Source organism: Enterobacter cloacae complex sp. 402C9 (genome assembly GCF_050030745.1).
In the GTDB taxonomy this organism is placed as follows: Bacteria; Pseudomonadota; Gammaproteobacteria; order Enterobacterales; family Enterobacteriaceae; genus Enterobacter; species Enterobacter intestinihominis.
Window position 1 is genome coordinate 794,935 of sequence record NZ_JBLGUW010000001.1, and the last position, 12,047, is coordinate 806,981.

The 12,047-nt window shown below is 53.4% G+C and carries 11 protein-coding genes and 1 pseudogene; 6 read left to right on the top strand and 6 right to left on the bottom strand.

What is annotated here, in order from left to right; all coding sequences use genetic code 11:
* Positions 1–81: 81 nt before the first annotated feature.
* Complete coding sequence (locus ACQG1K_RS03745; protein ID WP_003856306.1) at positions 82–429, bottom strand: YacC family pilotin-like protein; 348 nt, start codon at positions 427–429, stop codon at positions 82–84.
* A 145-nt stretch (positions 430–574) separates the two neighbouring features.
* Here ACQG1K_RS03745 and cueO point away from each other — a divergent pair, with 145 nt between their 5' ends.
* Positions 575–2,134, top strand: coding sequence for a multicopper oxidase CueO (cueO, locus tag ACQG1K_RS03750; protein ID WP_063152263.1), 1,560 nt, complete (start codon positions 575–577; stop codon positions 2,132–2,134).
* Positions 2,135–2,220: 86 nt separating this feature from the next.
* Here the strand turns inward: cueO and ACQG1K_RS03755 are convergent, their stop codons facing one another.
* The gene (locus ACQG1K_RS03755; protein WP_426720950.1) at positions 2,221–4,611 is read right to left on the bottom strand and encodes a glucose/quinate/shikimate family membrane-bound PQQ-dependent dehydrogenase; all 2,391 of its coding nucleotides are present in this window, start codon (positions 4,609–4,611) and stop codon (positions 2,221–2,223) included.
* Positions 4,612–4,817: 206 nt separating this feature from the next.
* Between ACQG1K_RS03755 and hpt the strand changes: the two genes are divergently transcribed.
* A complete protein-coding gene (hpt, locus tag ACQG1K_RS03760; protein WP_003856303.1) occupies positions 4,818–5,354 on the top strand; it encodes a hypoxanthine phosphoribosyltransferase in 537 nt (178 codons plus the stop codon).
* A gap of 64 nt (positions 5,355–5,418) precedes the next feature.
* On the opposite strand, the gene can is transcribed toward hpt, so the two are convergent.
* Positions 5,419–6,081, bottom strand: coding sequence for a carbonate dehydratase (gene can, locus ACQG1K_RS03765; RefSeq protein WP_003856301.1), 663 nt, complete (start codon positions 6,079–6,081; stop codon positions 5,419–5,421).
* 107 nt (positions 6,082–6,188) lie between these two features.
* Between can and ACQG1K_RS03770 the strand changes: the two genes are divergently transcribed.
* From ACQG1K_RS03770 to ACQG1K_RS03785, 4 genes are all read left to right on the top strand, one after another.
* Entirely contained in the window at positions 6,189–7,115 is a 927-nt protein-coding gene (locus ACQG1K_RS03770) for an ABC transporter ATP-binding protein (protein ID WP_003856300.1), read from the top strand.
* Positions 7,112–7,882 (top strand): ABC transporter permease, encoded by a 771-nt coding sequence (locus ACQG1K_RS03775; protein WP_022647074.1) that lies wholly within the window; start codon positions 7,112–7,114, stop codon positions 7,880–7,882. Before ACQG1K_RS03770 ends, ACQG1K_RS03775 begins: the two co-directional genes overlap by 4 nt.
* 105 nt (positions 7,883–7,987) lie before the next feature.
* Positions 7,988–8,428, top strand: coding sequence for a PTS sugar transporter subunit IIA (locus ACQG1K_RS03780; protein ID WP_022647075.1), 441 nt, complete (start codon positions 7,988–7,990; stop codon positions 8,426–8,428).
* A 63-nt stretch (positions 8,429–8,491) separates the two neighbouring features.
* Complete coding sequence (locus ACQG1K_RS03785; protein ID WP_032670914.1) at positions 8,492–9,739, top strand: polysaccharide deacetylase family protein; 1,248 nt, start codon at positions 8,492–8,494, stop codon at positions 9,737–9,739.
* Positions 9,740–9,742: 3 nt separating this feature from the next.
* Here the strand turns inward: ACQG1K_RS03785 and ACQG1K_RS03790 are convergent, their stop codons facing one another.
* The 3 genes and pseudogenes from ACQG1K_RS03790 to ACQG1K_RS03800 all read right to left on the bottom strand — a co-directional run bounded on the left by ACQG1K_RS03790 (position 9,743) and on the right by ACQG1K_RS03800 (position 12,028).
* Positions 9,743–10,828: a fimbrial protein gene (locus tag ACQG1K_RS03790; protein ID WP_050581694.1), complete on the bottom strand. Its 1,086-nt coding sequence runs from the start codon at positions 10,826–10,828 to the stop codon at positions 9,743–9,745.
* A gap of 20 nt (positions 10,829–10,848) precedes the next feature.
* A pseudogene (locus ACQG1K_RS03795) lies at positions 10,849–11,450 on the bottom strand (fimbrial-like protein).
* 14 nt (positions 11,451–11,464) lie between these two features.
* Positions 11,465–12,028, bottom strand: a complete 564-nt coding sequence (locus tag ACQG1K_RS03800; RefSeq protein WP_023299346.1) for a hypothetical protein — start codon at positions 12,026–12,028, stop codon at positions 11,465–11,467.
* Positions 12,029–12,047 lie beyond the last annotated feature (19 nt).

Genomic DNA, 12,047 nt, shown 5'->3' on the forward strand with positions numbered 1-12,047 from the left:
ACATCCATTACATCCGGCAGATGGGCGCAACACAACACCGCCGTGAAGCGGTTAGCGGGTCAACAAGGGGCGTCGGGAAGGTTACTTCACGTAGGCGAGCAGGCTGAGTGAATCGCGAGCCAGCGCTTTGCATTTTTTAGCAGTGGGAATGCCAATACCGCTTAAATCACGGTAGCTGTCTTCACCGAGCGCCTTCATGTCGAAGCTGTCGTAGTTGCTGAGGTCCCATTGGTTCTGCTGGGCAAAAAAGACCAGTGCGCGACGAATTTGCCCATTGGGTAAATTCTGGTAACCACAATCGTTTTTCAGAAAAACAAAAACTGCCGTCAGATCGGCCATATCTTCCGCTTCGTTTTCACTTAGCGCGTAACTGTTCGCACACATCGCCATCAGGCTGGCGAACAAAATTGTTCTGAAAAACGTCTTCATTGCCTTTACCACTGCATCACGGAAAATTAACGTTAGCATACTTGATGCCAGGCCGACGATCTTTATTATTGCCGCCGTGCTTGACCTTCCGGTAAGGGGAGGGTTTATGCTCAAAAGATCGCCTGCTGGAAATAAGGAAATGCACATGCAACGTCGTGATTTTTTAAAATTTTCTGCCGCGCTGGGGGTTGCCAGCGCGTTACCGCTCTGGAGCCGCGCCGTTTTTGCCGCCGACAGACCTGCTTTACCCATACCTGAATTACTCGCCGCAGATGCCCGCAGCCGCATTCAGCTTGTGGTGCAGGCCGGTAAAACCACGTTCGGTCAGCACGCCGCCACGACGTGGGGTTATAACGGCAATTTGCTCGGCCCTGCGTTGCAGTTACGCAAAGGGAAGGCGGTGACGGTGGACATTCATAACACGTTAGCGCAAGAGACCACGCTGCACTGGCATGGGCTGGAAGTCCCGGGCGAAGTGGATGGGGGGCCTCAGGGCGTCATCAGGCCTGGTGGTAAACGCAGCGTCACCTTTACTCCTGACCAGCGTGCGGCGACCTGCTGGTTCCACCCGCATCAGCATGGCAAAACGGGCCATCAGGTGGCGATGGGGCTGGCCGGTCTGGTGCTGATTGAAGACGATGAAAGCCGCCTGCTGCGCCTGCCAAAACAGTGGGGGATCGACGATGTCCCGGTGATTGTGCAGGACAAAAAATTCAGCGCTGACGGGCAAATTGACTATCAGCTGGACGTAATGAGCGCGGCGGTAGGCTGGTTTGGCGATACGCTGCTGACCAACGGCGCAATCTACCCGCAGCATGCCGCGCCAAAAGGCTGGCTGCGTTTACGCCTGCTAAATGGCTGTAACGCCCGCTCGCTGAACTTCGCCACCAGCGATAAACGCCCGCTGTATGTGGTGGCAAGCGACGGCGGCCTGCTGCCGGAACCGGTGAAGGTGAGCGAGCTGCCGATGCTGATGGGCGAGCGCTTCGAGGTGCTGGTGGATATCAGCGATGGCAAAGCGTTTGACCTGGTGACCCTGCCGGTCAGCCAGATGGGGATGGCCGTTGCGCCGTTTGATAAACCCCATCCGGTCCTGCGCATTCAGCCGCTACAAATCGCCGCTTCCGGTACGCTGCCGGACGCCCTCACCACGCTACCCGCACTCCCGACGCTGGACGGGCTTACGCAGCGTAAACTTCAGCTCTCCATGGACCCGATGCTCGACATGATGGGCATGCAGGCGCTGATGAAGAAGTACGGCAATCAGGCCATGGCGGGAATGCACCACGGCCAGATGATGGGCCATATGAATATGGACCACGGTAAAATGGGCGGCATGGATCACGGCGGCCATGGTTTCGATTTCCACGACGCCAACCGCATCAACGGCAAAGCGTTCGATATGAACACGCCCATGTTCGCCGCCACGAAAGGGCAGTTTGAACGCTGGGTGATTTCAGGCGAAGGCGACATGATGCTGCACCCGTTCCATATCCACGGCACGCAGTTCCGTATTCTCTCTGAGAACGGTAAAGCGCCGGACGCGCATCGCCGGGGCTGGAAAGATACGGTGAGGGTGGAAGGCGGTGTCAGCGAGGTGCTGGTGAAGTTCGACCACGAAGCGCCGAAAGAGTTTGCCTATATGGCTCACTGCCATCTGCTGGAGCATGAAGATACGGGGATGATGCTGGGCTTTACCGTATAAAAAAAGCCGGGTGGCGGCTTCGCCTTACCCGGCCTACATAGGACACCCGAAAGCCCGGTATGCGTTAGCGCCACCGGGCTTTTTCATTACTTAGCGTCGTCAGGCAGTGCATACGCGACAATATAGTCGCCCATCTTCGTGCCAAACGAACCGTGACCACCTGCGGAGATGACAACGTACTGCTTGCCATTCACTTCATAGGTCATCGGCGTAGCCTGTCCACCGGCTGGCAGACGGCCTTGCCACAGTTTTTCACCGTTGGTCATGTTGTACGCGCGCAGGTAGTTATCTGCGGTTGCCGCGATGAACAGCACGTTACCGGCGGTGGAGATTGGGCCACCCAGCATTGGCATACCCATATTGAACGGCACTGGAACAGGCATCGGGAACGGCATGCTGTCCTGTGGCGTACCAATACGTTTCTTCCAGACGATCTTGTTGGTCTTCAGATCCAGACCGGAGATGTAACCCCAGGCAGGCTGTTTACACGGCAGACCGAACGGAGAAAGGAACGGATTCAGGGTCACACCATAAGGAACGCCATACTGCGGCTGGATACCGGCTTCGGTACCGCTGCCTTTCGCATCTTTCGGCTGCTCCATTGGGTTACCCGGACCACGAGGGATCAGACGGGAAACGAACGGCAGCGCCATTGGGTTAGCGATGGCGACCTGACGGTTAGGGTCAACGGAGATCCCACCCCACTCGAACATCCCCAGGTTACCCGGGAAGACCAGCGTGCCCTGCTCTGACGGCGGCGTGAAGATGCCTTCATAGCGCAGCTGGTGGAACATCACGCGGCATACCAGCTGGTCAAACATCGTGGCACCCCACATGTCTGCACCGCTGAGGTCTTTCTCCGGACGGAAACTCAGATCAGAGAACGGCTGCGTTTTGATGACGTAGTCGCCTTTGGCCGCACCCTGCGGAACCGGTTTTTCCGGCGCAGGAACAACCAGCTTACCGTTGCTGCGATCCAGCACGAAGATGTTGCCGGTTTTGGCCGGGGCGTAAATCACCGGAACGGTTTTACCGTTAACGGTAATGTCCGCCAGCGTCGGCTGGGACGGCATATCCATATCCCACAGATCGTGGTGAACGGTCTGGTAGCTCCATGCCAGTTTACCGGTCGTTGCGTTCAGCGCCACGATGGAGCTGGCGTAACGTTCCTGCTCCGGCGTACGGTTACCACCCCAGATATCCGGCGTGGTCACGCCCATCGGCAGGTAAACCAGGTCCAGCTTCGCGTCATACGCTGCCGGTGCCCAGGAGTTCGGTGAGTTAAAGGTAAAGGTGTGTTCATCCGATGGGATCGCGTTGGGATCTTTCGCGCCCGGGTCGAAGGCCCACAGCAGTTTACCGGTGTTCACGTCGAAACCACGGATAACGCCGGAGGTTTCGCGGGTAGAGAAGTTATCCGTTACCGAACCGGCAATCACGATGGTTTTATCGGTAATGATTGGCGGGGAGGTCGGCTCATACAGACCCGGCGTAGTGTCCGGCATGTTGGTCTGAAGATTCAGAATGCCTTTGTTAGCGAAGGTTTCGCACAGCTTACCGGTCTCAGCGTTGATGGCAAACAGGCGGCCATCGTTCACCGGCAGCATAATGCGGCGAGGACAGTCGGCAATGACTTCCGGGCTGGCATTATCAGCGCGCGCTTCGTGGTAAGAGACGCCGCGGCAGGTGATGTGCTGGAACGACGGGTTGGAGTTCAGCTGTGGATCAAAGTGCCATTTCTCTTTACCGGTGGCCGCGTCGAGCGCGAACAGACGCTGGTGCGCCGTACACAGGTAGAGCATGTTGCCCACTTTAATCGGGGTCACTTCATTGGTCAGCTCACCCGGATCGTTCGGCATTTTCAGGTCGCCGGTACGGAATACCCAGGCTTCCTTCAGGTTTTTCACGTTGTCCGCGTTGATCTGCTTCAGCGGGGAGTAACGTTGACCTTCCTGATTACGACCATAGGCTGGCCAGTCGCCGTCAGCCACCTGCGAAATAGCCGCAGCCGGTGTGGATTCAGTGTTCAGCGTACCGTGGATCTCCTGCGGGTCGTTGAATCCGGCCCAGGTCAGGATGCCGCCACTAATCAGCAGGGCAACGACCAGACCGGCTACAGCACCACTGGAAGGGACGATCAGACGACGCCAGACAAACGGCAGGATCAGCCAGATACCGAAGAAGACCAGAATGTCGCTGCGCGGCGTCAACGCCCAGAAGTCGAACCCGACCTCCCAGACGCCCCAGATCATGGTTGCGAGCAGTAACGCTGCGTACAGCCACAGAGCAGATTGTTTTCTGCGTAAAAGCAGGACGGTTACGCCAACCATAACCAGACCCGCAATCGGGTAGTACCAGGAGCCGCCAATCGCGACCAGCCATACGCCACCGATTAACAAATACAGCGCGCAGAATGCGGCAAACGCGGCTGTTAATGTCACCAGTAGACGCGGCTGTTTAGTTTTTGTTTCAGCCATAGAAAAGTACTCGTCAGTTTTGTTAATTATTTGCTAGCAATTAATTATAGGTATTAACAACTGTGATCGGAATCACAAATATTGCTTTTTATAACTCATACGCCAGGCTTATCCATTTACTGGTATAATGGCTGGCTTGCGTATCGATGCCGGAACGAGAGTCATCCGCATTGAGAGATTTTCACTAAAATCATTTGGTTAGTAATATGAAACATACTGTTGAAGTGATGATCCCGGAAGCCGAGATCAAAGCGCGTATCGCCGAACTGGGTCGTCAAATCACCGAACATTACAAGGACAGCGGCAGCGAAATGGTGCTGGTCGGTCTGTTGCGTGGTTCTTTCATGTTCATGGCAGACCTGTGCCGTGAAGTGCAGGTGCCGCACGAGGTCGATTTTATGACCGCCTCCAGTTACGGCAGCGGCATGTCCACAACCCGTGATGTGAAAATCCTGAAAGATCTGGATGAAGATATTCGTGGCAAAGATGTGTTGATTGTTGAGGACATCATCGACTCCGGCAACACGCTCTCTAAAGTGCGTGAGATCCTGAGCCTGCGTGAACCAAAATCACTGGCGATTTGTACCCTGCTGGATAAGCCTGAGCGCCGTGAAGTGCAGGTGCCGGTGGAGTTCGTTGGTTTCTCCATCCCGGACGAATTCGTGGTGGGTTACGGCATTGATTACGCGCAGCGTTATCGCCATCTGCCGTATGTTGGGAAAGTAGTGATTCTGGACGAATAATTGCGGGCTGATGCCCTCACCCCAGCCCTCTCCCACAGGGAGAGGGTGAAAACCCCCGGCTTTGTTATTTATGGTTCACATGCTTAAGCTTGAGGTTGGCAATTCCCGAGCGGTAACGCTGTTCCAGCGTTTCGCGGTTGGTGGCGGTCACTTCCAGATTGCGCAGCAGACCGTCGTGAATACCGTACGCCCAGCCGTGGATGGAGACCTTCTGCCCGCGTTTCCAGGCAGACTGCATAATCGTCGAATGGCCCAGGTTATAGACCTGCTCCATTACGTTCAGCTCACACAAGGTGTCGAGACGGCGCTCCTGCGGCATTTCGCCCAGCAGTGAGCTATGTTTGAACCAGATATCACGAATGTGCAGCAGCCAGTTATCGATTAACCCCAGCTCTGTGTTTTCGACCGCCGCCTGCACGCCGCCGCAGCCGTAGTGGCCACAAATAATGATGTGCTCAACCTCAAGAACGTCAACGGCGTACTGCACAACCGAAAGGCAGTTGAGATCGGTATGAATAACCAGGTTAGCCACATTGCGGTGAACAAACAGTTCGCCAGGTTCAAGACCCGTCAGACGTTCGGCGGGGACACGGCTGTCAGAACATCCAATCCAGAGAAAGCGCGGGTTCTGCGCTTGCGCGAGTTTTCCAAAAAATCCGGGGTCTTCCTCCACCAGCATTTTTGACCATAGTGCATTGTTGCTGATGAGTGTATCTATGTCGTTCATGGAGGTTAGCGACCTGTAACCAAGTGATTGCGTTGCGCTACTATAGGGTAACCCGACTTTTAATGAAACCACACAACGTGTGTCAGAACTTAAGGTAAGTTGAATTCATGGCGATTGCACTGGAGCTTGAACAGCTCAAAAAAACCTACCCGGGGGGCGTTCAGGCGCTGCGCGGGATAGATCTTAAAGTCGAAGCGGGAGATTTCTACGCGCTTCTGGGGCCGAACGGGGCGGGGAAATCCACCACCATCGGGATCATCAGCTCGCTGGTCAACAAAACCTCCGGCCGCGTCAGCGTGTTTGGCTACGATCTGCAAAAAGATGTGGTCAACGCCAAGCGTCAGCTGGGGCTGGTGCCGCAGGAGTTCAACTTCAACCCGTTTGAGACGGTACAGCAGATTGTTGTTAACCAGGCGGGTTATTATGGCGTTGAGCGCAAAGAGGCGCTTGAGCGCAGCGAAAAGTATCTGAAACAGCTCGACCTGTGGGAGAAGCGTAACGAACGCGCGCGGATGTTGTCCGGGGGGATGAAGCGCCGCCTGATGATTGCCCGCGCGCTGATGCACGAGCCAAAGCTGCTTATCCTTGATGAGCCGACTGCTGGCGTGGATATTGAACTGCGTCGTTCCATGTGGGGCTTCCTGAAAGATCTGAACGATAAAGGCACCACCATCATTCTGACCACGCACTATCTGGAAGAGGCGGAAATGCTGTGCCGCAATATCGGCATCATTCAGCACGGTGAGCTGGTGGAAAACACCTCGATGAAGAATCTGCTCTCCAAGCTCAAATCAGAGACCTTTATCCTCGATCTGGCGGCGAAAAGCGCGCTGCCGAAACTGGAGGGCTACAACTATCGCCTGGTCGATACCTCGACGCTGGAGGTAGAAGTGCTGCGCGAGCAGGGTATCAACAGCGTGTTCTCACAGTTGAGTGCGCAGGGCATTCAGGTATTAAGCATGCGTAACAAAGCAAACCGACTGGAAGAGCTGTTTGTCTCTCTGGTGCACGACAAACAAGGAGACAAGGCATGACGCATCTTTACTGGGTCGCGCTGAAAAGCATCTGGGCAAAAGAGATTAACCGCTTTATGCGTATCTGGGTGCAAACCCTGGTGCCGCCGGTGATCACCATGACGCTCTACTTCATCATTTTCGGTAACCTGATTGGCTCCCGCATTGGTGAGATGCACGGTTTTACCTATATGCAGTTTATCGTGCCGGGCCTGATCATGATGGCGGTGATCACCAACGCTTACGCGAACGTAGCGTCGTCGTTCTTTAGCGCCAAGTTCCAGCGCAACATTGAAGAGCTGCTGGTGGCCCCGGTGCCAACGCATGTGATCATCGCCGGTTACGTGGGCGGCGGCGTAGCGCGCGGGCTGTGCGTGGGGATTCTGGTGACGGCGATTTCGTTGTTCTTCGTCCCGTTCCAGGTGCATTCGTGGCTGTTCGTGGCGCTCACATTATTGCTGACGGCGATCCTGTTCTCCCTCGCCGGGCTGCTGAACGCGGTGTTTGCTAAAACGTTCGATGACATCAGCCTGATCCCGACCTTCGTGCTGACGCCGCTGACCTATCTGGGCGGGGTGTTTTACTCCCTGACGCTGTTGCCGCCGTTCTGGCAGGCGCTGTCGCACCTGAACCCGATTGTCTACATGATCAGCGGCTTCCGCTTTGGCTTCCTCGGCATTGCCGATGTCCCGCTGTTCACCACCGTTGTGGTGCTGGTGGTGTTTATCGTGGCATTCTATCTGCTGTGCTGGTATCTGATCCAGCGCGGACGCGGGCTGCGTAGCTAACCTTCTGCCCGGCGACGTTCTGTTTGCCGGGCACTTTCTTTGACAGTTATCACCGTAAACTAACCTTCACCTGGATAAACTACTCGCCTGCTAAGGAGAGACGTTATGCTGGGATGGGTGATCACCTGCCACGATGAAGAGGCACAGGAAATGCTGCTTAAGCTGGAGGCCCGATTTGGCCCCCTGGCGCAATGTCGTGCGGTAAATTACTGGCGAGGGCTGAGCACCAATATGCTCAGCCGGATGATGTGTGACGCGCTGCATGAAACCGACACCGGCGATGGCGTGATTTTTCTCACTGACAGATCCGGCGCGGCGCCATACCGTGCGGCTGCCCTAATGAGCCATAAGCACGATAACTGTGAAGTAATCTCCGGTATCAGCCTGCCTTTACTCGAAGCGATGTATCCGCTGCGCGCAACGTTGAGCAGCGCTGAATTTCGTCACGCCATTGTGGCGCAGGGCTCGCCGGGCGTGAGCAGCTTGTGGCACCAGCAGCAGAAGAACCCGCCTTTTGTTCTGCTTCACGATCTGTATAAGCATTAAACATTGGTATTGATGCCGCTTTTGTTACAATGGCGGCTGATTTTCTGTGTCGATTTATATTCCATGCTCAAGCGCGTTATCTTTATCCTTCTGCTCGTGGTTTCCGGTGGTGCGTCTGCCAGCCTGACCAGTCAGCAAGGCCTTCCTGCCCAATATATGCAAACCACCGAAGATGCGGCCATCTGGGCGCAGGTGGGAAATGCCGTTGTGAATGTGGGGAATGTCCGCGCCGGGCAGATCCTCGCTGTCTTTCCGGCCGCGGCGGATTACTATGAATTTCGTTTCGGATTCGGTACGGGGTTTATTGATAAAGACCACCTTGAAAAAGTTCAGGGAAAACAACGCGTTGAGGATAGCCTGGGTGACTTGAACAAGCCGCTCAGTAATCAAAACCTCATTACCTGGAAAGACACGCCGGTGTATAACGCCCCCAGCAGCGGAAGCGCGCCCTTTGGCACCTTAAGCGCTAATCTTCGCTATCCGATTCTGAATAAGCTGAAAGACCGCCTGAACCAGACCTGGTTCCAGATCCGTATCGGTAATCGTCTGGCATGGGTAAGCAGCCTGGATGCGCAGGAAGATAACGGGCTACCGGTTCTGACCTACCATCATATTTTGCGTGATGAAGAGAACACCCGTTTTCGACATACCTCCACGACGACCAGCGTACGTGCGTTTAATAATCAGATGGCCTGGTTACGCGATCAGGGCTACACCACGCTGACGATGTACCAGCTTGAAGGGTACGTGCGTAACAAGATGAACCTGCCCGCGAAAGCGGTGGTGATCACCTTTGATGATGGCCTCAAATCGGTGAGCCGCTATGCGTATCCGGTGCTGAAAGAATATGGCTTCAACGCGACGGCGTTTATAATTTCATCCCGAATCAAAGGCCATCCGCAGAAGTGGGATCCAAAATCGCTACAGTTTATGAGCGTTCAGGAAATCAAGGGCATCCAGGATGTGTTCGACATTCAGTCTCACACTCATTTCCTGCATCGCGTGGATGGCTATAAACACCCCATCCTGTTGAGCCGTAGCTATCACGTGATCCTGTTTGATTTTGAACGCTCACGTCGTGCACTGGCTCAGTTCAACCCGCGCGTATTGTATGTGTCGTATCCATTTGGCGGCTATGACAATAAAGCGATAAAGGCAGCGAATGACGCTGGTTTTCATCTGGCAGTGACGACGATGAAAGGGAAGGTGAAGCCGGGGGATAATCCGTTCCTGTTGAAGCGTTTGTATATCTTAAGAACGGATTCACTGGAGACGATGTCGCGGCTGATCAGTAATCAGCCGCAGGGATAGCGGTTAGTCGTATGAAAGGGTGAATACGCCGGTGGCTTTAAACGACCCCGGTTTCACTGTGTTTCCGTTTGCTACCAGTTGAGCAACATAATTAATTTGCTTGGATTCAGGGGTTTGGTAATCCGTTATGACATAGGATGAGTCAGGATTGTTCGGCAGAAGTTGAGAGGTTCCGTTATACATGATTTTCACGCCTGCGCCCTCAGCTCCGGACGTAAGCGTATTACCAAGAAGATCATTGTTTTTTCCGGTTAGCTTTGAGGTGGTGAGTTTGGTTGTGATATTTGCCACACCGGTACAATTGCTTAAGCTAATGGAAAAAGGGATATCCTTAACCCGATTGTTTTTAATGTCTGAAACATAATATTCTCCTAGGTTAACATTATTAGTACCATCCGATAGCATGGCCATGTCGCAGGTTGGAAGAACGATCGGGATCTGGAATGAGTCCTCGTTGACCATAAATGTCCATGGTTGGTTGTCACTATCATCTGGATTACCAATAGCCATTTTACCCAGAGTGCCGGGTTTGGGTCTGATTGAGGTTTCTTTGTTCGGGTTGCCTCTGTAACCTTCATCAATATAAATTTGAACTGAGGTGTTTATCCATTTTTCATCCCACGGGTCAGATTTTCCGGAGGAGGCAACGGTAGTCCAGCCAGTAGTATTCATAGCGAAGTAACCACCCATGCCTCCAGTGCTTTCTGCGGTGTGCACCCTTACGGAATAATAAATCCCCGGAATATTTGTTTCAAACATAGCCCTGCCATAACTACTCCCCATTAGCAAGGTCGGGTTTGTTTGTGACACGAGGTTAAAACCATCGTCCCCCGGACCACATTTGGCCTGAATGCCTGGTGTCAGGTTAACGTTAAAAAGAGTACTGGCGTAGTTACCCGGAGGGGGAAGACGTACGGTGCCACCTGAGTAGTCAGAATTGATTAGCGTGGTTGTGCCGCCTTTTCCATTATTCATTTGGCACTCCCCTGCCCAGCAGGAGTGGCTGAGGGTAAATAACGCGCTCGCCATGGCAAACGTCATTGTGCCTTTCACGTTGAAACCCTGTCTTATAAAGTTGAACATTCTCATCCTTTTTCCTGTTCTGATTATTATTCGTAAGTGACGTCAACCAATACTTTACTGGTAACGACACCACCAGCCACTACGCCAATATTTTGATATCGGGCATAGAACTGATAATCCGTTAAAAATGCAGTATCCTGACCGCTTACGTCAAAAGTGATTTTTGACGTGCCGTCGTTGTTTAAAACATTCTTTTTATATTTTTCAGAGAAAACGACGACGCCGACATTTTTGCCGCGCCTGCGGCGGTATCATCACTTTTGAAAACCTGATTTTGTCCTGGCCAGAAACCCGACTGCGGCGAAAAGCTAAAACTCAGCTTTTTAGCCGTACCGCTGTCTCCATAGCAATCATCTACATGGATCTTAAAAGGCGTACCGCCTGCATCATCGGTTGCAGTAAAACGATCGCTACCATCCGGGTTATAAAACCAACTGCGCATCGCATTGGGGAGATAAATTTCGCCGTCATTTTCCACGGTCATCTTACAGGTGCTATTAACAATGTTAGCGGTAATATTTACGTCTAATCCTGAGCTTGCCTGGCTTACGCCAGGCAAGATGCCACCAGCCAAGCCCATAAGCAACACAAGACCGGGCTGGTATAAAATAAACGGTGATTGTTGCATACTGGTTCCTGGTATTATGGATAAGCGATAGTAAACGTGACTGGCGCAGTAACCGCCCCCGCGCCTACATCAGCAATGGTTTGGCCTTGCCCGATAACGATACGGGAATTCATCGGGAATTCACCGGTACCATCAGTAATGGTGACATCCTTAGCAGCCGGAGGCGTGTTACAGCTCATAAGCTCGCCAGTATCGACAACACCCGACCAGATCTCAAAGCCCGTTGCTAAGCCGCCAGAGTAAGAATCACCCGTCTTGTTGACGCCACTGCATTCACCACCAGCGCCTTTCGCAGCGGACACCGTTGCCTTGGTTACTCCAGAACAGTTGGTGAAACTAATCTTGAGCGGCTCGACACGGGTTTTGTTCACCAGATCGGATTTGTATACGTCGCCGAACGCAATTTCAGTGGAGGCTGTGCCTGCATCGTTAAGTACTTTTGCGGTACATGTGCCTGATACAATTTTTGATTTAATCGTTAATTCGACACTAGGGGTGCCTGTAATTGCTGCGCTTGCCATTCCCGAGAACAGAAGAGCAGAAACGGACAGGGCGATAAAAGTAGAATTGAATTTCATAATGTTGCTCCGTTTTCCT

Coding starts and splice junctions, on each gene's coding strand:
- ACQG1K_RS03745 (WP_003856306.1), bottom strand. CDS start 429: ATGAAGACGTTTTTCAGAACAATTTTGTTCGCCAGCCTGATGGCGATG.
- cueO (WP_063152263.1), top strand. CDS start 575: ATGCAACGTCGTGATTTTTTAAAATTTTCTGCCGCGCTGGGGGTTGCC.
- ACQG1K_RS03755 (WP_426720950.1), bottom strand. CDS start 4,611: ATGGCTGAAACAAAAACTAAACAGCCGCGTCTACTGGTGACATTAACA.
- hpt (WP_003856303.1), top strand. CDS start 4,818: ATGAAACATACTGTTGAAGTGATGATCCCGGAAGCCGAGATCAAAGCG.
- can (WP_003856301.1), bottom strand. CDS start 6,081: ATGAACGACATAGATACACTCATCAGCAACAATGCACTATGGTCAAAA.
- ACQG1K_RS03770 (WP_003856300.1), top strand. CDS start 6,189: ATGGCGATTGCACTGGAGCTTGAACAGCTCAAAAAAACCTACCCGGGG.
- ACQG1K_RS03775 (WP_022647074.1), top strand. CDS start 7,112: ATGACGCATCTTTACTGGGTCGCGCTGAAAAGCATCTGGGCAAAAGAG.
- ACQG1K_RS03780 (WP_022647075.1), top strand. CDS start 7,988: ATGCTGGGATGGGTGATCACCTGCCACGATGAAGAGGCACAGGAAATG.
- ACQG1K_RS03785 (WP_032670914.1), top strand. CDS start 8,492: ATGCTCAAGCGCGTTATCTTTATCCTTCTGCTCGTGGTTTCCGGTGGT.
- ACQG1K_RS03790 (WP_050581694.1), bottom strand. CDS start 10,828: ATGAGAATGTTCAACTTTATAAGACAGGGTTTCAACGTGAAAGGCACA.
- ACQG1K_RS03800 (WP_023299346.1), bottom strand. CDS start 12,028: ATGAAATTCAATTCTACTTTTATCGCCCTGTCCGTTTCTGCTCTTCTG.